This is a genomic window from Vibrio cortegadensis (genome assembly GCF_024347395.1).
GTDB lineage: Bacteria > Pseudomonadota > Gammaproteobacteria > Enterobacterales > Vibrionaceae > Vibrio > Vibrio cortegadensis.
This window is the reverse complement of sequence record NZ_AP025472.1, coordinates 2,014,847-2,041,721: the sequence shown is the minus strand read 5'-3', so window position 1 is coordinate 2,041,721 and position 26,875 is coordinate 2,014,847. Positions and strand designations below refer to the sequence as shown.

General features: G+C 43.1%; 23 protein-coding genes. 16 read left to right on the top strand and 7 right to left on the bottom strand.

Annotated features, from left to right (window positions below; genetic code table 11):
- Positions 1-57 precede the first annotated feature (57 nt).
- Positions 58-1,089, top strand: a complete 1,032-nt coding sequence (locus OCV39_RS09580; RefSeq protein ID WP_261888371.1) for a porin — start codon at positions 58-60, stop codon at positions 1,087-1,089.
- Positions 1,090-1,199: 110 nt separating this feature from the next.
- Here the strand turns inward: OCV39_RS09580 and OCV39_RS09575 are convergent, their stop codons facing one another.
- Together OCV39_RS09575 and OCV39_RS09570 are read right to left on the bottom strand one after the other, a co-directional pair.
- Positions 1,200-2,363 carry a DUF1887 family protein gene (locus OCV39_RS09575; RefSeq protein WP_171756601.1) on the bottom strand — a complete coding sequence of 388 codons (1,164 nt, stop codon included), beginning with the start codon at positions 2,361-2,363 and terminating at the stop codon, positions 1,200-1,202.
- Positions 2,364-2,584: 221 nt separating this feature from the next.
- The gene (locus tag OCV39_RS09570) at positions 2,585-4,576 is read right to left on the bottom strand and encodes a methyl-accepting chemotaxis protein (RefSeq protein WP_113797553.1); all 1,992 of its coding nucleotides are present in this window, start codon (positions 4,574-4,576) and stop codon (positions 2,585-2,587) included.
- Between the two features lie 256 nt (positions 4,577-4,832).
- On the opposite strand from OCV39_RS09570, the gene hinT reads away from it, so the two are divergent.
- The 7 genes from hinT (at position 4,833) to OCV39_RS09535 (ending at position 11,090) form a co-directional block, all read left to right on the top strand.
- Positions 4,833-5,183 carry a purine nucleoside phosphoramidase gene (hinT, locus tag OCV39_RS09565; protein ID WP_017054478.1) on the top strand — a complete coding sequence of 117 codons (351 nt, stop codon included), beginning with the start codon at positions 4,833-4,835 and terminating at the stop codon, positions 5,181-5,183.
- A 249-nt stretch (positions 5,184-5,432) separates the two neighbouring features.
- Positions 5,433-6,761: a COG3014 family protein gene (locus OCV39_RS09560; protein ID WP_390903247.1), complete on the top strand. Its 1,329-nt coding sequence runs from the start codon at positions 5,433-5,435 to the stop codon at positions 6,759-6,761.
- A complete protein-coding gene (locus OCV39_RS09555; protein ID WP_136993718.1) occupies positions 6,758-7,147 on the top strand; it encodes a YcfL family protein in 390 nt (129 codons plus the stop codon). The genes OCV39_RS09560 and OCV39_RS09555 overlap by 4 nt, the downstream gene beginning before the upstream one ends.
- A gap of 86 nt (positions 7,148-7,233) precedes the next feature.
- A complete protein-coding gene (gene lpoB, locus OCV39_RS09550; RefSeq protein WP_017054475.1) occupies positions 7,234-7,824 on the top strand; it encodes a penicillin-binding protein activator LpoB in 591 nt (196 codons plus the stop codon).
- A 44-nt stretch (positions 7,825-7,868) separates the two neighbouring features.
- Positions 7,869-8,723: a phosphotransferase gene (locus tag OCV39_RS09545; protein WP_113797549.1), complete on the top strand. Its 855-nt coding sequence runs from the start codon at positions 7,869-7,871 to the stop codon at positions 8,721-8,723.
- Positions 8,724-8,833: 110 nt separating this feature from the next.
- Positions 8,834-9,373 carry an alpha/beta hydrolase YcfP gene (gene ycfP / locus OCV39_RS09540; RefSeq protein ID WP_113797547.1) on the top strand — a complete coding sequence of 180 codons (540 nt, stop codon included), beginning with the start codon at positions 8,834-8,836 and terminating at the stop codon, positions 9,371-9,373.
- A gap of 427 nt (positions 9,374-9,800) precedes the next feature.
- Positions 9,801-11,090, top strand: coding sequence for an NAD(P)/FAD-dependent oxidoreductase (locus OCV39_RS09535; RefSeq protein ID WP_261888369.1), 1,290 nt, complete (start codon positions 9,801-9,803; stop codon positions 11,088-11,090).
- Between the two features lie 106 nt (positions 11,091-11,196).
- Here OCV39_RS09535 and OCV39_RS09530 read toward each other — a convergent pair whose 3' ends face one another.
- From OCV39_RS09530 to OCV39_RS09515, 4 genes are all read right to left on the bottom strand, one after another.
- Complete coding sequence (locus OCV39_RS09530) at positions 11,197-11,739, bottom strand: GNAT family N-acetyltransferase (RefSeq protein ID WP_261888368.1); 543 nt, start codon at positions 11,737-11,739, stop codon at positions 11,197-11,199.
- A gap of 102 nt (positions 11,740-11,841) precedes the next feature.
- Positions 11,842-12,627 carry a peptidoglycan binding protein CsiV gene (locus OCV39_RS09525; protein ID WP_017054272.1) on the bottom strand — a complete coding sequence of 262 codons (786 nt, stop codon included), beginning with the start codon at positions 12,625-12,627 and terminating at the stop codon, positions 11,842-11,844.
- Between the two features lie 135 nt (positions 12,628-12,762).
- Positions 12,763-16,236 (bottom strand): transcription-repair coupling factor, encoded by a 3,474-nt coding sequence (mfd, locus tag OCV39_RS09520; protein WP_261888367.1) that lies wholly within the window; start codon positions 16,234-16,236, stop codon positions 12,763-12,765.
- 12 nt (positions 16,237-16,248) lie between these two features.
- Positions 16,249-16,821, bottom strand: coding sequence for a hypothetical protein (locus tag OCV39_RS09515; RefSeq protein WP_017054274.1), 573 nt, complete (start codon positions 16,819-16,821; stop codon positions 16,249-16,251).
- A gap of 176 nt (positions 16,822-16,997) precedes the next feature.
- Here OCV39_RS09515 and lolC point away from each other — a divergent pair, with 176 nt between their 5' ends.
- Genes lolC through lolE form a run of 3 tightly spaced genes read left to right on the top strand, consistent with a single transcriptional unit; the run spans position 16,998 to position 20,136 of the window.
- On the top strand, positions 16,998-18,206 hold the full coding sequence (lolC, locus tag OCV39_RS09510; RefSeq protein ID WP_113797540.1) for a lipoprotein-releasing ABC transporter permease subunit LolC: 1,209 nt from the start codon (positions 16,998-17,000) through the stop codon (positions 18,204-18,206).
- Positions 18,199-18,891 (top strand): lipoprotein-releasing ABC transporter ATP-binding protein LolD, encoded by a 693-nt coding sequence (gene lolD, locus OCV39_RS09505; protein WP_261888366.1) that lies wholly within the window; start codon positions 18,199-18,201, stop codon positions 18,889-18,891. The genes lolC and lolD overlap by 8 nt, the downstream gene beginning before the upstream one ends.
- Positions 18,892-20,136: a lipoprotein-releasing ABC transporter permease subunit LolE gene (gene lolE / locus OCV39_RS09500; RefSeq protein WP_261888365.1), complete on the top strand. Its 1,245-nt coding sequence runs from the start codon at positions 18,892-18,894 to the stop codon at positions 20,134-20,136. It begins immediately after the preceding gene.
- A gap of 252 nt (positions 20,137-20,388) precedes the next feature.
- Here the strand turns inward: lolE and OCV39_RS09495 are convergent, their stop codons facing one another.
- Entirely contained in the window at positions 20,389-20,898 is a 510-nt protein-coding gene (locus OCV39_RS09495) for a DUF2062 domain-containing protein (protein WP_017054278.1), read from the bottom strand.
- Between the two features lie 8 nt (positions 20,899-20,906).
- On the opposite strand from OCV39_RS09495, the gene OCV39_RS09490 reads away from it, so the two are divergent.
- From OCV39_RS09490 to kdsB, 5 genes are read left to right on the top strand one after another with little or no spacing between them, the layout of a single operon-like run.
- A complete protein-coding gene (locus OCV39_RS09490; protein ID WP_261888364.1) occupies positions 20,907-23,153 on the top strand; it encodes a DNA internalization-related competence protein ComEC/Rec2 in 2,247 nt (748 codons plus the stop codon).
- Positions 23,154-23,184: 31 nt separating this feature from the next.
- A complete protein-coding gene (gene msbA, locus OCV39_RS09485; protein WP_261888363.1) occupies positions 23,185-24,933 on the top strand; it encodes a lipid A ABC transporter ATP-binding protein/permease MsbA in 1,749 nt (582 codons plus the stop codon).
- A gap of 17 nt (positions 24,934-24,950) precedes the next feature.
- The gene (gene lpxK, locus OCV39_RS09480) at positions 24,951-25,958 is read left to right on the top strand and encodes a tetraacyldisaccharide 4'-kinase (protein WP_261889504.1); all 1,008 of its coding nucleotides are present in this window, start codon (positions 24,951-24,953) and stop codon (positions 25,956-25,958) included.
- Entirely contained in the window at positions 25,939-26,118 is a 180-nt protein-coding gene (locus OCV39_RS09475; RefSeq protein ID WP_017054282.1) for a Trm112 family protein, read from the top strand. The genes lpxK and OCV39_RS09475 overlap by 20 nt, the downstream gene beginning before the upstream one ends.
- A complete protein-coding gene (kdsB, locus tag OCV39_RS09470; protein WP_261888362.1) occupies positions 26,118-26,873 on the top strand; it encodes a 3-deoxy-manno-octulosonate cytidylyltransferase in 756 nt (251 codons plus the stop codon). Before OCV39_RS09475 ends, kdsB begins: the two co-directional genes overlap by 1 nt.
- The last annotated feature ends 2 nt before the right edge of the window (positions 26,874-26,875 follow it).

The window sequence follows — 26,875 nt, the reverse complement described above, 5'->3', positions numbered from 1 at the left end:
CCGGCGCAGCTAGGACGGCGTGCGCTATTAAGGATAATAAAGTCACAGGACAGTAAAATGAAAAAAACACTTCTAGCAGTAATCATCCCTTCTCTTTTCGTCGCTGGTGCCGTATCAGCCGCAGAAATCTATAAATCAGATGAGGGCAAAGCTGAATTTTATGGTCAGCTTCGTACAGAATTAAAGAAAAACCCAGATAAAGACATCACTCTTGGTGCCGGTTCATCAAGAGCGGGTGTAAAAGCAGAGTACCAGTTGGTTGAGGGGATTAATGTTTTTGGTAAAGTTGAATTTGGTCTGCAAGGTAAAGGCGACTATACAATGAAAAACCGCCTGCATTATGCGGGTGTGAGTGGCGATTTCGGTAAAATTACCGTAGGTCGTCAGTGGGTTGTATCGGATGACACTTGGGGCGCGGATTACTCGTACTTCTTTGGTGGCACTGGTTTACGCCATGCGACACTTTCAGGTGCCCGTCATGACTCGTTGATTAAGTATAACTATGAAAGCGATAGCTTCTGGGTAGCGGCGAACCACGGTTTAGATCAAGACGATACCAACCAAGAGCTGACAGAACTTTATGCTGGAACATCAGCGGGTGATCTATCTCTACACTTTGGTGGTGGTACCAATACATCAAAAGGTCATGTAGTCGGAGATAACTCAGGTACAGATATCGTTGCTGATTTAAAAAATACTTTCTTCGAAGGTACGGTCGAATACACAATGGGTGATGCGCTTGTCGGTTTCACTTATTACAACGCACAGCTTGAGGATCTTAACTCATCTGGGAAAATTAAGGAAAATGCATTCAGCTTAGGTGGTACATATGCCTTTACAAAGAAAACGAGTGCTTATTCTGGTGTTGAGTATGTAGAGCAAAAAGCTGGCCGCTTAGAAGGCGACGGAAAAAATGCTTACTTAGGTGCGGTACACAAGTTTAATAGCTGGTCACGCATTTATGCAGAAATGGGTTATAGCAAAGGTACAACCACAGGTTACACCAATCAAGGATCTGACGTTTTCGTTGGTCCAACGAAGAATGATGGTGAAAGTCGCTTTGCTATTGGTGCCCGTGTTTACTGGTAAAAACGTTTAAAAGATTATGCCTTTTCTTTTGCCCAACCATGATTGATGGTTGGGCTTTTTTCTGTGACTGGCTATTGTGACCAGGCTTTGTGATTAGCTATTGTGACGCGTTACTGCAAATCATCGTATCCGCCAGCTTCTTTAAACCAAGCGGTCAGATAATGTTTTAAGTTTTTAAGTTCATCAGGGCCGATCAGCGCAAGTCCTAAATCTTCTGCACGAGTGATATCGTTATGGCGTAAAGGGCGGAAACTGACAAGCATTGCACGAGCTTGCAGGCCGCCGAGGAGATCGCGTAATGATTCAAGTTTGTAGAGGGTGTCATCCCCATCATCTCGCATGCCCTTGGTTTTACACTCGATAATATGCAGTTTGTTATTGACCACTGAGGCAACGTCTAATTCATTGCGAACTTCGCGCTCACCAAGGTTGCGATAAACTTGAACATTTAACGAACGGTCTTGGATTGTAGGCATTTCATCTTGGATCTGTTTCACCGTGCTATGAACTAGAGTTTCTAGCCATTCACCATTTGAGAAACGACGCGCATCCTCATTGGCAAAGGTAAGAATACCATTTTCATAGGTCGCGATATTGGCATCCACTAAGTCAGTCAGAAGCATGTTGAGCTCACGATAGCCTTGTTGCTTTTCCGATAGTGGCACATCAAGCTTCTGTTCTTTACGACAGGTTGTCGCTAAATAATTAAGCGTCGCTAATCCTGGGCCTAGCTCTAACGCATTTCCCGCCCAACGTTCACCAAGTTCGTAAAGTTTTTGATCAAGCTGCGGAGGCAGTTCGTGAGAGTTAAATTCACCACGAGCACCGAAAACAGTCAGGTAGTCATCAATGGTGATTCTATCTTGAACTTGTGCTTCTTCTTTTCCATCAGGGTAGAGCCAGCATAGCTTGTCGCTGTTTGGTTCAACAACAAAAATCGGCCAGTGATAAGAACGGAAAACTTCATAGACAGAAAGCAGGCGATGGCGTAGGCCACAACTCGCGTTGAGTTTCACTTCTCCGCCACGGGCTTTTAGATTTTGAGCCAGTGTTTGAATTGAGGCTTTAATGGCAGATGTATCGACTGCGGTCGGTATCTCAAAAAATTCAGAAGTGATCGAACGTTTCTCTAGAACGGCGTTTAGTCGATCATAGATATGTCTTTGATCATCATCTCCAATGAACACAATGTGAGTACTGATCGTTCGGTTATCAAGAAGCGGAGTGAGCAAGCGAATAGGGTCTTGATCGATGATGCCAACATGGACAGCCATAGGTATTCCTTAATGTCATATGGCCTGCCTAGAGTGAGGTATCAAAAGAAATTCGCAAGCCTTAGTAGACATATAATGCCGCAGCGTAAAAAAAACAAGGGCGACTTCATAGAAAAGTCGCCCTTAGTCAATAATTTACAGAACCTTTACAGACTTTATGTTTTTAATCGAACAATTGGTTCATACCAGTTACATTGAGCCCATTGTCGATTGATTCTCTATTACAGCTTAAATCGGTGCACTAATTCACCTTGTTGGTTGGCAAGCCCTGCTAGATTTTCACTGGCTTGGGCTATCGATGACATCGCTTGGTAGCTGGCATCGGCGATGTGATTAATATCTTCAATGTTTCTTGCAATGTCAGATGTCGTCTCATTTTGCTCTACCGCCGCTTGTGAGATATGAGTACTCATTTGGCTAATTTCCATAATCAGAGCTTGGATCTCTTCCATCGCACTATTAGCATTTGAAGCCTGTTCGACAGACATATCCATATCGTTCATACAGCCTTCAATCACCTTACCAGCAGATTTTGACGATGACTGAAGATTGCTGATCATCGTTTCAATCTCAGACGTAGATTCCGTTGTACGTTGCGCAAGTACCCGAACCTCATCCGCAACAACTGCAAAACCGCGTCCTTGTTCGCCCGCTCGAGCGGCTTCAATCGCGGCATTTAGAGCCAGAAGGTTGGTCTGTTCTGCAATGTTACGGATCACATCCAAAATAGAGCCAATTTGACTGCTCATTTTTTGCAATTCGCCAACAGCTTCTACAGACTCATTAAGGCGAGATTCTAATTGGTTAATAGTGGTGATGTTGTCGTTCATGATTTGACGGCCAGATTCAGATGCCGTTTCAACTTGTTGAACCATCTGTAAAGAGCTTTGCGCACTGCTCGCCACTTCTTGTACCGAGTGCGCCATTTCTGTCATCGCAGTGGCAACATTCGCTGTCTGTTCTCGCTGGTTGTTGAGCTGTTGCTGGGCATTCGTCGATGTTGTTTGGTTGGTTCCTGCCGTGTCGGTGAGGTTATCAGAGGCATCATTAAGCTTAACCAGAATATCGTGCAGGCTATCAGCAAGAGTATTAATGTGGCCGCTGACACGACTAAACTCTAGGCTGAATTTACCATCAATACGTTTGGTCATGTCACCTTCAGTGAGGCATTCCAGTACACTTAAAATGCTATTCAATGGAGTGCGAACGCTATGTGAAATATGGTAGCCAATTGCCGCAGCAAAGATGGTAACCAGAACACCAATACTGATGGCCTTTATTACACCTTGGTCATAAACGTCGCCTGCTTCAGCTAATGATGAATTCAGTTTTTCTGAAGCCGTGACATTGAATGAATCTAAAATCAGCATGGCATTATCAATTTCAGCCGCGAGATTAGCGATATTTTCATAAAGAGCCTGCTTTGCAAGAAGGTAGTTATTGTGCTGATCAAGCACCCCACCTTTTTGGCCGACATCGCGTGTGAACTGCTTTACCGATTCATCAAAGGCATCTTTAAGTGATGGAAGCTGCGCGGTTAAACCACGGTATGCGTAATTAAGGTGAGTCACTGCTTTTTTGTTTTTCGTTACCGCCTTTTGAACAAATGCAGTATCTGAACTTGCTAAAGCATCTGAGGTGATCACTTCTGCATCTTTCAATTTAATGAAATAGCTCTTCGCCATCACTTTAACTGAGATGCTGGTTTGGTCGCTCACATACTCTTTCATACCGACACTCAGTTCTGAATGTAGACGCTGGAAGTTGCGCGAAGACTTTTGCACTTTTTCTTGAGCAGAGAACATCGATTCATAATTGTTCATAGCATCAGCGGCTTCAGCGAAGTAGCGCAATTCCATTTCTCGTAATTGCGTGATTCGCTCTGTTAATGAAGGATCTTTGTTACTTGCGGCCTCTAATTGGGAGAGAACCTGAGAGAATTGATCTTTTGCCGTAGCGAACTCACCGCGAATGACGGTCATACGCTCATCACTTTGAGTCGTTAAGAAATCCTTAAAAGATTTATCTGCAGAAAGTAACTGCACACTGGTTTGATTAGATAACGAAACTAAGGGTAATGCTGTTTTCGATACAGTTTGAAAATTGGAATGAATCTGACTCATGCCATCCATCATTATCGCAATAGTAATGGCTAACATGAGGATTATCAGTGCAAAACCAGCGTACATTCGCTTTATCACTGAGCCTTTCATAAAACTCTCCCTAGAAATACAAAAAATAAAAAAGACCAACAGTCTTCAAAATAACAAAATTGTTAGCATTGTATTGATAGTGAGACACACGTTCTTTGACGCACACGTCAAAAATATCCTCGCACTATTGATGTGATAGCGATTATTATAAATGAACAGTGTTTTCTATTGAGATTTATTAATGCTTGGCGCATACTAACTAAGAGCAAATAGCATACTAATTGCGTAATAAACTTAAATATCTTGGAGAGCTTCAATGGCGGAAGAAACCATTTTCAGTAAAATCATTCGTAAAGAAATCCCGACAGATTTGTTGTACCAAGATGATCTCGTTACCGCATTTCGTGATATCAACCCACGTGCGCCAAGTCACATTCTGATCATCCCTAATAAACTCATCCCTACAACTAATGACGTCGAAGTCGAAGATGAAGCGATGATGGGGCGTATGTTTACGGTAGCAAAAAAACTCGCAAAAGAAGAAGGCATTGATGAAAAAGGTTACCGCTTGATCGTCAACTGCAACTCTCATGGTGGACAAGAGGTATACCATATTCACATGCATTTAGTGGGTGGTCGCCCATTGGGTCCGTTGTTGATGAGTTAATTTTTTAATGGTTGCCTAACTTTTTTGTTTTTTGACGGTCTCAACAAATCATCAGTCAACATAAACAATTGGCAACTATTATTCTTTAATGACCATACGAATAGAACTACAAATACAAATACAAATAGAGCTACAAATACAAACAGAACAATGGCGTGATAAGCCGGTAATTTGGAGAAGTAAGTGAGACGACAGATTCGACTATTAGCAGTTTCGACAATGTCGATCATGATTTCAGCTTGTTCGACCTTGTCGGCTGGTAATCTTTTTAGTCATTACAGCGCTCAAAATAATGCGGTTCATCAAGCTGTCGCGACCGGACAGTATCAAAAAGCTGAAGACGCATTACCTGACTATGCCGCAGGTGACATTTTGGATAATTTTGAGAGAGGGCGAGTGCTCTTTCTTAATGAACAATTTCCAGAAAGTAAATCGAGTTTAGAGCTAAGTGATCGAGCGGTAAGAGTTCAGCAAGATAAAGCGGTGATATCGGTGAGCGATTCGGTCACGAGTGTCGGTGCATTAGCGGTTAATGATAATTTGACGGAGTACACCCCAGCAGATTATGAGTTGGGCTTTCTACATCTCTATCTTGGTTTGAACTATTTGAAAGAGAATAGCTTAGAAGGCGCATTGGTTGAAATGCGTCGCGCAAACCAAGTGCAAGAGCAAGCAAAAAAAATACGAGAAAAAGAGCTACAGTCGGCACAAAGCGATATTAGATCTAAAGGTTTGTCACCAAATTTAGGCAGTGTGCTGTCTAATTACCCAGACGCAGGGAAAAAGTTGCAAGCGGTGCAAAACGGTTATTTGCTGTTTTTGTCAGGCCTTCTTTACGAAGCGTCAAATGACCCCAATGCCGCCTATGTCGATTATCGACGAGCATTGGCCGTAATGCCTGAAAACACCGAAATTATTAATAATACGATTCGTTTAGCAAAGCGCCTAGGTATGAATCAAGACCTGGCTAAATTAACGAAGCGTTACGACTCAGTTACGAAGTTAACCAGTAATCAAGGGCGAGTTATTGTCATTGAAGAGCAAGGCGTTGTTGATGCGATGCAAAGTTGGCGTTTAGATTTACCCATTTATGACAGTCGAAGTAATGGGGCGATCTACTCTTTAGCCTTGCCTTATTATCCTAAGCAAGCGTCAGAGCGATTTTCTGCCATGCATTTGGATAACAATCGCGTAAATACTAGCCAATTAGCTAATATTAACTTAATGGCGCAAAACGATCTTTCTGAAAGGCTGCCGAGCATCGTGATTCGCCAAGCACTCCGAGTAGTAGCTAAAGATAGGATCCGCAAAGAAGCTGCAAAAGGTGATGATGTTGGGAATTTATTGTTCAATGTTTGGAATGCGTTAACAGAGCAGCCAGATACGCGAAGCTGGCAAACTCTGCCAGCCGAAGTGAATAGTGCAAGCCAAATTGTTGCGGCAGGTGAGCACTCACTACAGGTTGATGGGCAGAGCTATCAGTTTAATGTACCTAAAGGTCAAACGACTTTGGTATGGGTATCTCGCCAAGGTGGAAATGCCATTATGTGGCATAAACAACTAGGGAGATTAAAATGAAGAGATGGTTATTGGGCATGCTAACAGCACTCATGTTAGTGGGCTGTGCGGATAATACTGCTGGGTTGCGAGTGGATGGCTTAACGCAGAAAGTGCTGTTTAGCGATCATGTACTGGGTGGTCGTTTGATTATCGATGATATTGCAACGACACAAGTTGATGGGCACACGCGAGGTGTCGTAAAACTCAGCAGTCAGTATAAAGGCGATCAGCATATTTTGTACCGCTTCTATTGGTATGACGATTCAGGGCTTGAAGTCAATTTGAAACAAGGTCCTTGGCGTCAGGCTGTTGTTCGAGGCTTTGAAAGCTTTTCGATTTCAGAGGTTTCTGTCAACCCAAATGGCACCCAATATCGAGTTCAAATTCGAGCTTCAAACGACTAAATGTTTAAGGCGTTACCTTTAAATGTAACGCTTTAAGCCGTAATTATTTAGATAAATGAGTACCCTTGGTGGATAAAGGAACCAATATGAAAAAAAGTGTGATTGCATTACTAGGTTTGGCCGTAATTCTTGGTGGCTGTTCAAATAAAGTTAGCTACGGTGATGCGCAGGCTACTGAAACAACAACCATTGATTTTGGTTCTACTGATTTACAAAAAATTGCCGGAGAAATGGTTGATAGCATGATGACGGCTGGTTCTGTCGCGGTTATTACACGTGACCAACGTCCAATCGTTTTTGTTGAGCGTATTAAGAACAAGACTAGTGAACATATTGATACTGAATCGATTACCGATACCATCAGCACCAAAATGCTAAATTCAGGTAAATTCCGTTTTGTTGATATGGACCGTGTTGAGTCGGTACGCGAACAGTTGAATTTCCAAAACAACGATGAACTTGTGAATCAAAGCAATGCGATTCAGTTTGGTAAAATGGTTGGTGCGCAGTACATGATGTACGGAAACCTATCGAGCATTGTTAAAAATGCAGGTAGCGATAAAGATGTTTACTACAAGATGACCATGCGTCTGATGGATCTAGAAACCGGTCTTATCGAATGGGCAGATGAAACTGAAATCCGTAAGCAAGAATCAAAAAGCTTACTGGGATTATAGTTAGAGATAATTCAAGTTAGATCCTACCTAAAGGAAGACATCTAGTGGCTAGATTTGCGTGGATTGAAGCTAAACAGCTCGATAATACCTTACAGTCACTTGATGACTTCTTTGTTACTCCGCCAGTGACGGTTCATACCTTAACTGGCGGATTGACGAATCGCTGCTGGAAGCTGATTACAGAGTCTGATCAGTCTTACGTGTGGCGTCCTCATACCTCCATTTCTCAAGCATTCTCTATTTCTCGTCATCAAGAGTTCCAAGTTCTTAGTGCTATTGAATCGACGCATTTAGGTCCAAAGCCTGTTCTAGTGAATGAGCAAGGGTTATTGGTCTCATTTGTTGAAGGCGAATGCATGTCTGCAGGCGCTTCGTTTGATTCCATTTTAAAAACGGCGGCAAGTATTCATCGATTTGATACTTCGGCACTGCCTCTGATTCCATTTAGTTTTACCGCAAGAGTGGATCACTACTGGATGCAACTTAGCCAAAATTTCAGAACGCCAGAGTTTGAGTCCGTCTATCAGCAGTGGCGCGGTGCACCGAATATTCCTGCTATCGAGCTTTCACTTTGCCATTTTGATTTAGGCTGCTACAACCTAGTTAAAACAGTAGAGGGAATAAAGGTTATTGACTGGGAGTATGCGACGATCTCAGATCCGAGGTTAGATTTAATGCTGACGATTGAAGCGGCGGAAGAGCCTGTGCTTGAGAGCGTTTATCGCTATTGTCTATTTAGGCAAATAGCGGATGTAGATGGCTGGGTAGAAGGAGTTCAAGCTTGGCAGCCCCGAGTAAAAATGATGGGAATGCTATGGTACTTGCTTGCTCATCAGTTATGGGGAGATGAGCATTATTTGCACCAAGCTAATAAGTTAAGGCAAACATTCTGTAGTTAGGATCACTTTTCGAGATACTTATAGAGTAATTATTTAAGCTATCCCTTTAAAACCCTAGCTTTCATGGTAGATTGATATGAAGTGTACCAATATGGAACGGGAGAGGTACTATGATTATTTACCTACATGGCTTTGACTCAACAAGCCCAGGTAACCACGAGAAAGTGTTGCAGCTACAATTCATTGATGAAGATGTTCGTTTTATTAATTACAGCACGCAACATCCAAAACATGACATGCAACATCTGTTGAAAGAAGTGCATAAAGTCATTGAACAATCAGACGATCCACATCCTATTATTTGTGGGGTAGGGCTTGGTGGCTTTTGGTCTGAACGCATCGGTTTTCTCTGCGGGATCAAACAGGTTATTTTTAACCCTAACCTGCACCCAGAGAGAAATATGGTTGGTCGCATTGACCGCCCAGAAGAGTATGAAGATATTGCGACAAAATGCGTTGAGCAATATCGGATGAAAAACAAAGATCGTTGCTTAGTTATTTTGACCAGTGAAGATGACGTACACGATAATAAGCAGACTGAAGCTGAGCTTAAAGATTACTACTCAATCATTTGGGACGAAACTCAAACGCATAAGTTTAAGAAAATCTCTCAACATCTACAAGCGATGAAAGCGTTCAAAGAAGCTTAGTTTAAGTTCTTAGGCTTGAAGCTTGGATTGTCCGTTTAGCTTTTAGCAAACAGAGAAGCCAGCGATATACAAATAGAACCTCAGATAAAGCGGTGCTTAACGGGCATCGCTTTTTTATTAGCCAAAACCATGCAAATAATAATGAAATACAGTTAATCACTGGTTGCGATGAAAATTTGGCTCTATATAATGTCTAAACTATAAATATTTTGATAAATATCAAAAAAAGTTGAGAGTAAGTAAAAAACTTACCCATTTATTGTTCTTACCCCTTATTTTGGGTGTGAGAACCTTTGAAACCCAAACGTGAACAGTTTAAGAACAACCTCTAAACCCATTTCTGTGTGACAGAAAGACAAATAAAGAATTTATCGGTTGGAGTAATCGAGCCGAACACCATTTATTCATTTTTGTAGAGGATTATATCGTGACTCGAATTATCGTTGTTGGCGGTGGCGCTGGTGGTCTTGAATTGGCGACCAAATTGGGCCGAACTTTAGGCCGTAAAAATCGTGCTCAAATCACCCTTGTTGATCGCAAAGCAAGCCATTTGTGGAAACCGTTATTGCATGAAGTTGCAACAGGTTCACTTGATGCAGGTGTTGATGCTTTAAGCTATCGCGCACATGCAAAGAATCACCATTTCGACTTCCAAATGGGTAGCCTCGCGGATATTAATCGTGAGCGTAAAGTGATTGTATTAAGCGAACTCACCGACGAACATGGCGAACTATTAATGCCAAGCCGTGAAATTGAATATGACATTTTGGTGATGGCGATTGGCTCAACATCAAATGATTTCAATACACCAGGTGTTCGTGATAACTGTATTTTTCTTGATAGCCCAGAACAAGCACACCGTTTCCGTACCGAAATGAACAATCAGTTCCTAAAATTGCATGCTAAAAACGGTCAAGGCACGGTAGATATTGCTATTGTCGGTGCTGGTGCTACTGGGGTTGAACTGAGTGCTGAGCTTCATAACGCAGTCAAAGAGCTAAGAACATATGGTTTTGGCGATCTTGATTCAAGTAAACTAAACGTCAATTTAGTGGAAGCGGGCGAGCGCATTCTGCCAGCATTACCGCCACGAATCTCATCGGCGGCACACCAAGAGCTTGTTAATCTCGGCGTGACAGTGCGCACCGCAACTATGGTGACTGAAGCTGATGCAACAGGCTTAACAACCAAAGATGGCGATAAAATCTCGGCACAGATAATGGTTTGGGCTGCTGGTATCAAAGCACCTGATTTTATTAAAGATATTGGCGGGCTTGAAACCAACCGCATTAATCAGCTAGTAGTAAAAAATACCCTACAAACGACTCGAGATGACAACATTTTTGTTATTGGCGACTTGGCTCAGTGTACCCAGCAAGATGGTAAGTTTGTGCCACCTAGAGCGCAAGCGGCTCACCAAATGGCAAGTATGGCATTTACGAATATCGTCGCTAAGTTAAATGGAAAAGATCTTAAAGACTACGTTTATAACGATCATGGTTCGCTTGTATCGTTAAGCCGATTCTCAACGGTTGGCAGCTTAATGGGAAATTTAACCAAAGGTTCTATGATGGTTGAAGGACGCATTGCGCGAGTGGTTTATATCTCACTGTATCGGATGCACCAAGTGGCATTGCACGGATTTGTTAAAACTGGATTAATGATGCTAGTAGGTCGAATTAATCGAGTGTTACGTCCTAACTTAAAGCTGCATTAAGCGGTTGATCAAACTGGATCTTAATTGAATGAAGAGCTCTCTTGTGAGCTCTTTTTTTATTTTTATATTTTCAGCTGAAGTGACCTTAAATATGTAACGAACTTACCTATCTCTCGGGTATGAGTGAGTATACAACGCCAGCTTTAGGTTTGCCGTTAAAGAGGAAGCGGTTTCTAGCGACTCCTTCTTTTATTCCACCACATTGCTCAATTAATGCTTGGCTAGGCATATTATCTGGATCACACACTATCTCTAAGCGGGTAAGCATTAATTTTGCAAAGCAGAACTCTGTTAGTGCGTTTAATGCTTCTTTCGCGTAGCCATAGCGCTGGTGTTTATCGAGAACCCAATAACCCATACTCGCCATATTAAAGGTGTGGTAGAACTCATTAATGGCAACCATACCGATAAGCGCTTGATCGGACTTTCGAAAGATACCAAACCCAAAAGAGGTCGCTTTCGCCCAGTTTAATCGTGTTGCCAGTAAAAATTGTCGGCTATCTTCGACTGAAAAGTGAGGAGTACACCAATCAATCCATTGATGTAGGGAGGGGGAGTGGGCAACCTCGGTAGCAAAAATTTCTTCTTCCGAGTGATCGATTAACCTTAAACATAACCTTTGGGTAATGATCTGAAAGTCAGGGCTCATACCTCTCCTTTTAAAAACAAATGGTCAAAAGGTATCGCCCTCAAAGTGTGAGGGCGATAGCGGAATACTTAAGTTTGGCTTGAGTCGAAATGTGGTGCCTATCTACGAGTCTGTTTGCGCCACTTTTCTTACTTGAATAATCACGCCTAATAATGGGTTGTCTAAATAGTGAGTTTCACTGCTACGCATGCGACGTTTTTGCTTCATACGGTAGCTTTTCAAGAACTCCTCAACTTCAATCGTAGGTGAGATATTCTCTAAATTGCCAATTTGAACATTTGACTCTACTTCTAATGGGTCATCCGAAGTGAGGTCAACTTGTTTAGCTTCAATCGTAACCTCTCTGACACTCGGTGCTTTTAGATCTAAGGTTGTATCGGCATACAAGTAATGCTGCACATAAACTTGCAGCTTTCCATCAAGCTCATAGAGTGGTTGGTCAATGGTCTCTTCAGTTATGCTGTCAGAAGACAAGCTTTGATCAACAAAAGCGATTTTTTCAGACCCATCGGTATTAAATTTAGCAGAGTAATCTTTGCCACCTTGAATATGGAAAACAGGGGCTGCAGATTTGCCTTCATCACCTTGTCGCCAAGCGGTATGCAGCAATACTTTAAAGCCCGCATGTTTTTTCAATGCGTTACGTTGGTCGGTGAGTTGATATTCACTCGCTGGCAGCATGGTTACGCCTTTTTTGCTGCGGTACTCCGAATTTTGGAAATCGCCAACGTTATCCATTTTGATTGAGGGTAGTTGATTTGGCCAAGATTCATTGACCTGTTCAGCATCTACCGCACGTTTAAAAATGATCACTTCTATGTCAAATTGTCTCTGAGCCAAACTTGGCAAAGAGACAAAAAGAAGCAGTAGTGGGATCAGTATTCTCATTTTGACTCCAGTCATAGATACATACTCTCTACGTATCTCGTTTCAATAGTTTAATTACCGTGAGGCTTGCCGCTCTCGAATCACGATAAGCGCAAGCCTCTGGATTGCAAGCCATTAACTTAAGCTGGTATTGACTTAAGCTGGCATTAAATTTTGCCGAAATTCATTTAACAGATCTGCGATGAACTGAATTCGTTTACGTCTATCAACCAATGGTATCGTAAACTTCAGTTTAGTGGGTCCTTCCATTGCAAATTTTTGTGGTTGAGACTGCAATAGTTTAACCAAATACATTGGATTTATGTCAGCGTCTGGATAGAACTCAATGTATCCACCTTTGTCGTGGGCTTCAATTTTCTTCACTTTAATTGGGGCCGCTGCGACTTTTAGTTCAGAAACTGAAAGCAGGTTCTTCGTGGCATCAGGAAGCAGTCCGAATCGGTCGATCAGTTCGACTTTAAGCTCTGAAAGATCGGAGGCAGACGACACACTTGCGATTCGTTTATACATCGAAAGACGAGTATTCACATCGGGAATATACTCATCAGGTAATAAGGCCGGAATCCGCATCTCCACTTCTGTTTGTTCACGAAGCAGATCATCGAGTGATGGCTCTTTCCCCTCTTTTAATGCTTCAACCGCTTGTTCAAGCATTTCCATATATAAACTAAACCCAATGGATTGAATTTGACCACTTTGCTCATCACCGAGGAGTTCACCTGCGCCACGTATCTCTAAATCGTGAGTTGCCAGAGTAAAACCAGCCCCGAGATCTTCAAGAGAGGCGATGGCATCTAAACGCTTAATGGCATCTTTTGTCATCGCTTTAGGGTGAGGAGTGAGCATATAAGCATAAGCTTGGTGATGTGAACGCCCAACACGACCACGAAGTTGGTGCAATTGAGCTAAACCTAAGCTATCAGCACGATCCATGATGATGGTGTTCGCGGTGGGAACGTCGATTCCAGTTTCAATGATCGTTGTACAGACCAATAAGTTGAATCGTTGGTGGTAAAAATCATTCATGATCTTTTCCAATTCACGTTCACGCATCTGCCCATGAGCCACGGTTACGCGTGCTTCAGGGATTAACTTCTCTAAATCGGCCGCCACTTTCTCAATGGTGTCGACTTGGTTGTGCAGGAAGTAAACTTGACCACCGCGCATTATTTCACGCAAAACCGCTTCACGAATCACGGTGTCGTCGCTTTCACGAACAAAGGTCTTAATGGCGAGACGCCTTGCGGGTGGTGTCGCGATGATGGATAGGTCACGCATCCCACTCATTGCCATATTCAGCGTTCTAGGGATTGGCGTTGCGGTGAGTGTTAAAATATCCACATCAGCACGCATCGCTTTGACTTTTTCTTTTTGTCTTACACCAAACCTGTGCTCTTCATCGACGACCAACAAGCCTAAATCTTGGAATGAGATACTGCTTGAAAGTAATTTATGAGTGCCGATCAAAATGTCGACTTTACCTTCTGCGGTATCCGCGAGAATTTGTTTCTGTTCTTTAGCACTTTTGAATCGAGATAATACTTCAACTCGAATCGGTTGGTTAGCAAAACGGTCCCGGAAATTTTCGAAATGTTGCTGAGCAAGCAGGGTTGTAGGAACTAATACTGCGACTTGCTTGTTGTTGTCTGTGCATACAAAAGCTGCACGCATGGCGACTTCTGTTTTACCAAAACCTACATCACCACAGACTAGACGATCCATTGCTTTGGCTTGGCACATATCAGACATCACAGCGTTAATCGCCATCGCTTGATCTTCGGTTTCATCAAATGGGAAACCAGCTTTGAATGTGGCGTACTGGCCTCGATCTAATGCAAATTTGTGACCGGGTTTAAGTTCTCTTTTTGCGTATACATCAAGAAGCTCAGCGGCAACATCTCGCACTTTTTCGGCGGCACGTTTTCGAGCCTTAACCCAAGCATCACCACCTAACTTATGCAGTGGCGCGGTCTCTTCTGCACCGCCTGAGTATCGCCCAATCAGATTAAGTGAGGCGACAGGTACATATAGCTTGGCATCATTTTGGTACTCCAGTGTTACGTACTCGGTGAGCATTCCGCCCGCTTCAAGAGTTTGGAGGCCAATAAATCGGCCGATACCGTGATCAATATGAACGACGGGTTGGCCTGCTTTGAGCTCGGCTAAATGACGAATGACCGTATCGCTATTGACCGCTTTTTTATCTTTTTTGCGTCGTTGAATGACTCGGTCACCCAGTAAGTCACTTTCGCAAATAAAGGCAGTGTTCTTTTCTGGTTGAGTGTCGTCACGGTAGGAGAAACCATGTTCAGCCGAGCCTAATACTAAATTGAACTTATCTTTTGAGGCCAGCGCGTGAGCAAAGCTTTCTGTGGCAATCGGACGTAACTTTATCTGCTGCAATAACTCGGTAAGCGCTTCTCGTCGACCTTCCGATTCAACGGAAAAAATAATCTTACCTTGATAGGTCTCACTGAATTTACGTAAAGCCGCTAGAGGTTCTTTGTTGTTGTGCTGCACGGCTAAATCGGGAAGTGATTCAATTGGCAGGTTGATACGACCCTGTTTAGCTGTGATTTCATCAATGTGAAGCTGAGCTTGAGGATGAAGTTTAAAGCGGCTGAAAAGCTCATCTTTCTTCATCCACAGCTGGGAAGGTTCAAGCAACGGTCTTAGCGGATCTATTTTCCGTTGATCATAACGGTGATCAACATCCGCTAAGAAAGTATCAATGGACGTTTCAAGATCGCCGATAGTGATGAGTTGACTGCCTTCGGCAATGTAATCAAATAAGGTTTCTGTCTCATCGAAGAAGAGTGGTTGCCAATACTCGATGCCCGCTGGCCATGTTCCTTTTGATACTTGCATATAAATGGATTCAGGTTCACGACGGGTTTCAAACTGTTGACGCCAGCGAATACGAAAATCTTCGATGGCCGTTTCAGTGGTCGGAAACTCGTGCGCTGGCAGCAGTCTTATTTCGCTGATGTCCTCTTTTGAACGCTGGTTTTCTGGGTCAAACGTTCTAATCGTGTCTATTTCATCATCGAAGAAATCGATTCTGTAAGGGTCGTGACTGCCCATAGGAAACAGATCGATGATCGAACCTCTGTTTGCGTACTCACCGGGACCGAAAACTTGATCAACGTGGCGATAACCAGATTTCTCAAGCTGTAAGCGCAATTTTTCAAGAGAAAACAGATCGCCGGCTTTCACCATCAAGGTGTGCTGCATTAAGAAATCACGCGGAGATTGTCGCTGAAGTAATGTGCTGATTGGCACTATGGTGATACCAGACGTTTGGGTCGGTAACTGATACAGGTGCGCAATGCGGTCTGAAATTATCTCTTGATGCGGTGAAAAATTGTCGTAAGGAAGCGTTTCCCAATCAGGAAAAAGAGATACTTGCGCAGAGGTGAACTGCTCAATTTCAGCGAGTAATTTAAGTGCGATTTGGGGATCGGGCACCGCAAGCAAAGTATGGCTATCGTGTTGCTCTGCAAGCTCCGCAATGGCAAGGGCGAGTGCGGAACCTTGTAGGTTGCCTATGTGTTTTTTATCGCCCATCCCTTTCGGGTTAATGAGAGAAAGAAGTGCTGATTTTGTCATGATGCTGGATACTTATTTGTTTTCTCGATCTAAAGAACGTTGGCGCAGCAATTTTTGCTGTTGATATAGTGCAGCTTTGATGAGTAAGTCCTGATCTGAATCTCTAAGTAGATCATATTTCATCTGAATTTCATGGGTACCATTGTCTGCCTCTTTTACGCTGGTGACACTAGCATAACAGTAGATTGCAGCAGGAGGGTGTTCAAGAAAGAGTTTTGCTCGGACCACTTGACCAACCGCAAGAGGCTGCTGTGCTAAATAGGTGAACTGACTGGCTCCAAAGCTTAATGTTTGACCACGAAATTCTGCTTGGTCTTGCTGAGACAACATAAATGTCAGGAGCAAGTTGAGTTTGGTATTTTGTGTATCAAGCAAATTGATTACATGCTTAAAGTCGTTATTTTTTAGTTCAGAACGTGCATTCTCAGTTAGCTGATCAAGCTGGCTAAATTCACTCGCAACAATAAATGGTGCGGGAATTTCTGCAACAAACTGCGTCATTGATGGCAGAGTATAATCCGCAGCCAGTGGCTCTATATTGACCGTCAAGCTGTGATGAACAGTAAAAAAATCGTTTTGTGTCATACTCTACTTCCTTCTAGTTAACCTATTGATTATCGTCATGTAGGCTAACTAATCAAGATAAGTTACATTTATCAGCTCGATATGAGTCGTTTTGATAAGAAGTTAACAAATTAGAGCTACACTCATCGAGCGTTTACCGTTACATTATCTCGCATAACTTATTGTTGGTTTTGACTATGTTTCACCCCATTTCCCTATTTATCGGCTTGCGTTATTTAAGAGGTCGATCTGGAGACAGATTTAGCCGTTTTGTCTCTTATATGTCTACTGCGGGTATCACCATTGGTGTGATGTCTTTAGTGACGGTACTTTCCGTTATGAATGGTTTCGAAGCTCAGCTCAAAGAACGAATTTTAGGGGTTCTGCCACAGGCTGTAATTTCCCAAACAGATGGAAAAACGCCGCGCTTGGATGAGTCTCCTGAGTTTATTCGCCAGTTATCTAAGGATAAGCATGTTGAGCCGATTGTTCGCAGTGAAGCGGTTATTCAGAGTTCATCTCAGCTTTCTGCGGGTATGTTGATTGGTATTGAACCGACGGATAATGATCCGATTCAAGACTATTTGATTGCAGGCCGGTTAAGTAACCTGAAAGCGGGCGAGTATCGAGTCTTCGTTGGTCATACTTTGGCGCGTTCGCTCAATGTGTCGGTAGGAGACAGAGTTCGTTTGATGGTGACAAGCGCAAGTCAGTTTACGCCTTTAGGTCGGATGCCGAGTCAACGTAACTTTACGGTTGCGGGTATATTCAATACAGGATCTGATGTTGATGCTCAACTAATGGTTTCGCATATACAAGATGCGGGTCGATTGATGAAGTTTAAGCGTGACACGATCTCAGGCTGGCGTCTGTTTTTTGATGACCCATTCTCAGTTTCAGCGCTTTCCAATACGCCATTGCCTGACGGTTGGGTGTGGAGTGATTGGCGTGAACAACGTGGTGAGCTATTTCAAGCGGTTCGGATGGAAAAAAACATGATGGGCTTAATGCTCGGGCTGATCATCGGTGTCGCAGCGTTTAATATTATTTCTGCGTTAATTATGGTCGTTATGGAAAAACAAGCCGAGGTCGCGATTTTAAAAACCCAGGGTATGACCAATGGCCAGATTCTGTCGATATTTATGGTGCAAGGTGCGAGTAGTGGTGTCATCGGTGCATTAACCGGGGGGGCCTTAGGTGTCTTGCTTGCTGATAACTTGAACCCACTGCTGGAAGGTATGGGTGTGGCTCTATTTACATTTGGTGGGCAGTTACCCGTTCTTATTAATCCTGTTCAAATTATGATTGTAGTGGTGCTTGCGATTGTACTCAGTCTGCTTGCGACGCTTTTCCCATCTTATCGTGCATCTTCTGTTAAACCTGCTGAGGCCCTCAGATATGAATAATCTTTTACAATGTCGTGCTGTTCGTAAAACCTATCGTGAGGGTTCGTTAGATACAGAGGTTCTTAAAGGGGTCAGTTTTGATATCGAAAAAGGGGAATTAGTCTCTATTATTGGTACATCCGGCTCTGGAAAAAGTACGTTGTTGCATGTCTTAGGGGCTCTAGATGATGCGACTGAAGGCAAGGTGACTTTTCTGGATCATGACCTCGCGACGTTAAGCTCGAATAAGCAAGCGAAAGTGCGAAATCGTCATTTGGGGTTTGTTTATCAATTTCATCACCTTCTTTCTGATTTCTCTGCGTTAGAAAATGTGGCGATGCCGTTATTAATTGGTGGCATGAAGTCGTCAGAAGCTAAAGCGGCGGCGCAACAACTGCTGGAGAAAGTAGGATTAAGCCATCGTGTTGATCACCGTCCATCAGAGCTCTCTGGCGGTGAACGTCAGCGTGTTGCGATTGCCAGAGCATTAGTGAATAAACCTGATTTAGTCTTGGCAGACGAACCTACGGGTAATTTGGATCACAACACGGCGTTGGCGATTTATGATTTGATGCGAGAGTTGAATAAAGAGTCGGGGACGGCTTTTCTTGTCGTGACTCATGATGGCGAATTAGCCGGAAAAATGGATCGCCAACTTCATATGCGTGACGGCCTTTTGGTTGACGTAAATCAGGAGGCGCAATAGGTGTTTCCTTCTTTATCGTTACTGATTGGCGGTCGATTTAGCCGCGCCAAACAACGTAATAAACTTGTGTCATTTATTTCTCTCTCTTCAACCATTGGAATTGCGGTGGGTGTCGCGGTGATCATCATTGGTTTATCGGCGATGAATGGTTTTGAAAGAGAGTTGCAATCTCGCGTGCTGTCAGTGATCGCCCATGGTGAGCTGGAAGGTGTAAATAAGCCCATTGGTGAGTGGCAAAATGTCATTAAACAGGCGACGAGCCACGACAAAGTGCAAGCGGCAGCACCATACATTCGTTTAACGGCTCTGGCTGAAAAAGGGCAACAGTTAAAAGCGATTGAAGTGCGGGGTATTGACCCTCAAATGGAACAAGCCGTTTCAAGTTTACCGCAATTTATCGAACCACAAGCATGGGCTCATTTTGTTGCGGGAGAGCAGCAAACTATTTTAGGTAAAGGAGTGGCTGATAAGCTGGGTGTTAAGGTTGGAGATTACCTGACTTTGCTGATCCCTACGGCTAACGGTTCGATAAAGGTGCAAGCGCCAAAACGTGTGCGAGTAAAAGTGACAGGATTACTTTCACTTAATGGTCAAATTGATCATAACTTAGCCTTAGTGCCACTTTCCGACGCACAGCAATATGCAAGCCTTGGGAAGGGCGTAACGGGTGTGTCTTTAAAAGTCAGTGATGTACTTAATGCGGCTTCGATTGTGCGTCAAGTCGGCGGGTCTCTTGATGTCTACGTTTATCTACGCAGTTGGCAGCAGAAATATGGATTTCTTTATCGTGATATCCAGTTAGTGCGAACCATTATGTATTTAGTGATGGTATTAGTGATTGGTGTTGCCTGCTTTAATATTGTGTCTACATTGATGATGGCAGTTAAAGATCGAGCAGCAGAGATTGCCATTTTAAGGACAATGGGGGCAACAGATGGCTTGGTTAAACGAATTTTTGTTTGGCAGGGCGTCTTTTCCGGCGTTTTCGGTAGTCTGATAGGAAGCGTGGTTGGTGTGATTGTCGCGTTGAATTTAACGCCACTGATCAAAGGGCTAGAGTCACTTGTGGGGCATCAATTTTTGTCTGGTGATATCTACTTTGTGGATTTTTTGCCATCCCAGTTAGTTTTCCAAGACGTACTATTAGTGTCAGGTACTGCGATTGTGCTTAGTTTACTGGCAACTTGGTATCCGGCATCGCGAGCGAACAAATTGAATCCTGCGTCTGTATTAAGCGCGAAGTAAGCCTTGTATACCGAGCTCAATTATAATGCTCTTAACTGGTATGCCTTTACTTGGTATGCCTTTACTTTTTATGAACAAAGGCATTAGAAGCGAAAAGTCGTCGATCAAAAAAGGACCTAAATAGGTCCTTTTTTCATTTCGGTTAGACAGTGGCTTTCATTTGTATATCTAGATGTCTCGCATTTCTAACACTTCATTGGTTTTAAATACGATGTCAGCCTGAGTTGATACATGAATAGCTTTATAGTTGGCTTATCTTGCTTGGCGTTTGCGCCAACTTCTGACAACAGAATAGCGCCATAAACCGCGAATACCAAAGTAACCAGCCATAGCAGATAAGACACCACATACCATGCAGCCAAGTAAGAATGGAGGACCGATAGTATGCATCTGTGCAATGATGAAGTCCCACGATAGCTCAAAATGAAACGCTTGTGGCGGTACGTGCATTAAAAATGCTCCGAGCTTGTAAGCGAAATAGAATAGAACTGGCATCGTTATTGGGTTACTGATCCAAACGAGAGCAACAGCGAGTGGAAGATTCACTCCACACAAAATCGCGAGCCCAGCCGACATGATCATTTGGCTTGGTAATGGTACAAACGCCATGAAAAGTCCTACAGCAAATGCACCAGCAGCAGAGCGTCGGTTCAGACACCACAGATTTGGGTTATACAGAACGTTACCAAAAATTTTTAGCGCTTTCTGGCGTTTAATCACCTCATGATTTGGCATAAAACGCTTAATGAATTTTCTTGGCATAAGGGAAAATGACTCTCTTTCAATATAGTTGGATTCTATTTTCATTTTCGGCAACGGCAGTTTCAGCGGTTCTTTGGCTTGAGATACCCGCTTGGATCTGGCTTGTTCCGAGCATCATTGCCATCTTAAGCATACGCTTTAAGTATAGGCAGTGGTGGTTCGTTATCGGTATCTTATTAGGGGTAATATTAATCATACTCCATGGAAATGCCCTAAAGTTGCAGACAAATGTGCTTTTCCAAAGCAGCGAGAATATTACCATAAAAGGGCAAGTTGACAGCTCTTTTAAGCAAATAAGTTATGGTTATGAAGGTTCCTTTGTAGTCAGATCAATTAATGGTCAAACTTTAAACTATTTGCAGCGGCCTACTATCCGTATTCTGACGCCCATTAAGCTTCAACTTGATGATGTCGCTAAGTTTCAGGTCACGATAAAGCCTATTTACGGCCAGTTGAATGAGGCTGGGTTTGATCAAGAGTCGTACTACGTGAGTCAGCGTTTAGTTGCAAAAGCCGTAGTTAAAGCAAACAGCGTTTATATGGTTCATTCACAGACATCGATGAGAAGTTGGCTGCTTCAACGGGTTGAAAGTCAAATCGAGCGTTTGCCTAACTTTTCTCTAATCATGGCTTTAGCATTTGGCGAACGAGACGATATCTCCAATGATTTATGGGAAAAATTAAAAAATAGCGGCTTAATTCATTTAGTGGCGATTTCAGGGCTTCATATCGGAATTGCTTATTCAATAGGGTACTTTGTCGGCAAAGTGTGCCGACTGTTTCATTCTCGGTGGTTGTGGCTCCCAGTATTTATGGCTATCAACTTTGCATATTGTTATGCGTGGCTCGCGGGTTTTACACTCCCGACTCAAAGAGCTTTTCTGATGTGTCTTATCCTGAGCTTATGTTTGTTGAGCCGAGTGCAATTTTCCTCATGGCTGTTGTTACTTACAACTTTAGCGATTGTGCTTACAGTGAATCCATTTGCGGCATTGTCCAATAGTTTTTGGATGTCTTTTGGGGCAGTCATTGCTATCTATTTGGCGTTATCTAAGCGCCCTACCCAGAGCAATGTCATTATCACTCTTATCTTTGCTCAGCTGTATTTATTGATATTTATGACACCCATAACCATTTTCTTCTTTGGCGGTATGAGTGTGAGCAGTGCGCTATATAACCTCTTTTTTGTACCTTGGTTTAGCTTGGTCGTTGTTCCGCTGTTGTTCGCTTGCTTGATGCTAACGGTTGTCGCGCCATCTTTCAGTGATGAAGCATGGTGGGCTGTTGATAAAGCATTAGAATTGATGATTTGGGCCATTCAATACGCAGATCTTACTTGGTTATCTGTTTCGCGAGAAGTGGCTCAATTGATACTGTATTTAACGCTACTGTTTACGTGTTCAACGCTATTTTCGGGTCGGGTTAACGTTCTATTATTGGCAGTATATCTATCATGGGTTAGCTTCAATGATGATGATTTACGCTGGCGGATGGACATTTTAGATGTGGGCCATGGGTTAGCCATTGTTATTGAAAAAGAGGGCAAAGCTATTCTTTACGATACTGGAAAGGCGTGGATAGGTGGCAGTATTGTTGAGTCTGTTGTTCACCCCGTTCTGACGTCTCGGGGCATTTCAGGTATTGATGGGTTAATACTCAGTCATTTAGATTCTGATCATGCTGGTGGCCGATATCAGGTTGAGTCAAAGCTGTCTCCGCTCTGGCGTCGAGCAAGCCAAAATATAGAGGGTTATCAGAGTTGTAAGAAGGGGGATCATTGGCAATGGCAGGGTTTGATGTTTGACGTTGTCTGGCCTCCGAAACAAGTGAGCCGATCATTCAATCCTCACTCTTGTGTGATTAGAATCTCAGATGAAAGAAGTGGCGTTAAAGTGTTACTCACTGGTGATGTGGATGCTGTGAGCGAATGGATATTGCGGCGTAACCCCGATCTACTTGCCAGTGATATTATGATTGTCCCACATCATGGCAGTATCACATCATCGACAATGGGCTTTTTGAATGCAATTAAACCTCAACTAGCGGTGGCATCCCTAGATAAAGGAAGTCGATGGAAAATGCCAGCCGATCAAGTACTAGCCAACTACCAAAAAATAGGGAGCGACTGGCTCGATACTGGACATTCAGGGCAAGTATCGCTGTTTTTTTATTCAAACGGATGGAAAGTCAGGAGTTTAAGAGGGGAAGGTAACCAAGCATGGTATAGGCAGATGCTGCGTAAGGGAGTAGAATAGAAGGAATATTCTCAGTAAATAAAGTATATCCATGTCTGAACTACAAGATGAAAACACTTGGCACACCTTTAAACGACTTTGGGCTTATATTCGTCAATATAAGACAGGGCTTGCTGCGGCCGTTGTCGCGCTTGTTATAAGTGCCGTTGCGGATACCTACATGATTTCACTGCTCAAACCTTTACTTGATGAAGGGTTTGGTAACGCTGAATCTGATTTCTTGAAAATATTACCTTTTATTATTTTCGCGATGATGTTTATTCGTGGTTTAAGTGGGTTTGTCTCAACATACTGTTTGAGTTGGGTTTCGGGCAATGTGGTCATGCTTATTCGCCGTAAGGTTTTTAATCATTTCATGCATATGCCTGTGAGCTTTTTTGATAAAGAATCAACAGGCGGTTTGCTTTCCAGAATTACTTACGATACCGAGCAAGTCGCTGGAGCCACGAGCCGTGCATTGGTGAGTATTGTTCGCGAAGGCGCGAGTATTATTGGTTTATTGGTTTTGATGTTTTGGAATAGCTGGCAGTTATCTTTAGTTCTGTTAGTCGTTGCGCCTATTGTTGCTTGGGGAATTGGATATGTCTCAAAACGTTTCCGTAGGATCTCAAAAAATATGCAAACAGCGATGGGTGAAGTGACATCTTCAGCAGAACAGATGCTAAAAGGCCATAAAGTTGTTTTGAGCTATGGTGGCCAAAATATAGAGAAAGAGCGTTTCGATGCGGTGAGTAATCAGATGCGCCAACAATCGATGAAGCTTGTTGCCGCCCAAGCCGTTGCAAACCCAGTTATTCAGATGATTGCTTCTATTGCTTTAGTGAGCGTACTGTTTCTTGCCAGTGTCGATTCGATTAAAGACGAACTCACGGCGGGTACCTTTACCGTTATCTTCTCGGCAATGTTTGGTTTGATGCGTCCGTTAAAAGCGTTGACCAACGTAACGTCAATGTTCCAACGCGGTATGGCTGCGTGCCAAACACTGTTTTCTTTGATGGATTTAGAAACTGAAAAAGATGACGGGAAATTGGTTGTCGATAAGCCTAAAGGGATTGTTGAAGTTAAGAATATTGACTTTACATACCAAGGAAACGAAAAACCGGCGTTATCAAATGTAAGCTTTGTTATCCCACAAGGGAAAACCGTAGCATTGGTCGGACGTTCTGGTTCTGGTAAAAGTACAATTGCGAATTTGTTTACCCGTTTTTATGATGTCGACTCTGGTTCAATCTGTTTGGACGAACACGATATTCGAGATTATAGCTTGAAGAATTTGCGTGAGCACTTTGCTTTGGTATCACAAAACGTACACCTGTTTAACGACACGATAGCTAATAATATTACTTATGCCGCTGATGTAGAGTATTCACGTGAGCAGATAGAACATGCTGCTAAGCAAGCTCATGCAATGGAGTTTATTGATGGTATGGAACTCGGACTAGATACCATTATTGGTGAAAATGGTGCAAGTTTGTCTGGTGGGCAGCGACAACGTATTGCCATCGCCCGTGCATTGCTGCGTGATGCTCCGGTTCTTATTCTTGATGAAGCAACGTCGGCATTGGATACGGAATCTGAACGTGCGATTCAAGCGGCGCTAGAAGAGTTACAGAAAAACAAAACCGTGTTGGTGATTGCTCACCGATTGTCGACGATTGAAAGCGCGGATGAAATTCTTGTCGTGGATGAGGGTGAAGTTATCGAACGTGGTTCGCACCATGATCTGATTAGCAAAGATGGTGCTTATGCACAATTACACCGCATTCAGTTTGGTGATTAACAGCAATGGCGCAAAATGTGATTGAAAAGGTATGGTTTGAAAATCATCCACTCAAATATCTGTTATGGCCTTTGCTATGGCCTCTGAGTCTTGTATTCAAAACGATTAGCTCAGCACGTCGGAAAGAATTTTCAGACGGTAAAAAGCAATCCTATAAAGCGCCTATCCCTGTTATTGTGGTTGGAAATATCACGGCTGGTGGGAATGGAAAAACACCAGTTGTCATTTGGTTAGTTGAGCAACTTCAACAGCTAGGTTATAAGCCCGGCGTCGTTTCTAGAGGTTATGGGGGTAAGGCTCCAAGTTACCCTTTAACTGTTGAAGGTTCTACCCCGGCAGAGCATAGTGGCGATGAGCCTCGATTGATCTACCGACGCACAGGTGCTCCTGTTGCCGTTGCGCCAATTCGGTCTGATGCTGTGAAAGCATTGTTACCGCTCGATGTGAATGTCATTGTCACCGATGATGGATTACAGCACTATGCGTTGGAGCGAGACATCGAGTTTGTAATTGTCGACGGTATGCGACGATTTGGTAATCAGCAGTTAATCCCATTAGGTCCGTTGCGTGAAGGTATTGAGCGGTTAGATGAGGTTGATTTTGTCGTTACGAATGGTGGTTCAGCTCAAGAAAGTGAAATGGCAATGACCTTAACACCTAGCTTGGCTGTTAATTTAGTTACTGGGCAAAAAATGCCAGTTAGTCAGCTTAAGAAGTTAGTGGCGTTTGCTGGAATTGGTCATCCCCCTCGTTTTTTCGCCACTCTTAAAACTCTGGGTGCAGATTTATGTCACACCCAAGGTTTTGCTGATCACCAAGATTTTAAAATTTCAGAATTAGAAGCCCTAGATAGAATGGGTTTGAACGTTATAATGACAGAAAAAGATGCTGTGAAATGTGATACTTTTGCGAAAGAAAACTGGTGGTACTTACCGGTTTCTGCGCAATTTAAAACTCATGATGAACAGCGTATTTTGAACAAAATAGAAGAGGTAATGGAACACTATGGATCATCGTCTGCTTGAGATTGTGGCTTGCCCTGTTTGTAAAGGTAAACTCACTTTTGATAAAGAAAACCAAGAATTGGTCTGTAAAGTTGACCGTTTGGCTTATCCGATTAAAGAAGGGATTCCGGTTCTATTAGAGCCTGAAGCTCGTACCATGTCTATGGATGAGGGGCGTTAATGTCGTTTACCGTTGTAATACCAGCTCGTTACCAATCATCTCGCTTACCGGGAAAACCGTTAGCTGATATTGGTGGGAAGCCGATGATTCAGTGGGTGTATGAGCAGTCAATCCAAGCTGGTGCAGATCGCGTGATTATCGCGACGGATGATGCGCGAGTGGAAGCCGCAGTCAACCAGTTTGGTGGCGTGGTGTGCATGACCTCACCAGATCATGAGTCGGGCACTGAGCGCTTAGCGGAAGTTGTTCAACGAATGGCTATCCCTGATGATCACATTATTGTGAATGTGCAAGGTGATGAACCTCTGATCCCACCAAGTATTATTACTCAAGTTGCGAATAATCTGGCAAACAGCACGGCACCAATGGCAACCTTAGGTGTTGAAATCACTGAGGAAGCGGAAGTTTTTAATCCAAACGCAGTAAAAGTGGTAACGGATAAAGATGGCTACGCGCTATATTTTAGCCGAGCAACGATCCCATGGGATCGTGATAACTTTGCTGACAGCGAAAATCAGACGATCGCACAACCATTATTACGACATATTGGTATTTATGCGTACCGTGCAGGGTTTATTAACACTTACATTAACTGGCAGCCTAGCGCACTAGAGAAAGTTGAGTGTTTAGAGCAATTACGTGTGCTTTGGTATGGAGAGAAAATCCACGTTGAAGTCGCAAAAGAAGCACCAGCAGCGGGCGTTGATACGCCCGAAGATTTAGATGCAGTAAGAGCTATTATCGCAAACCGATAATT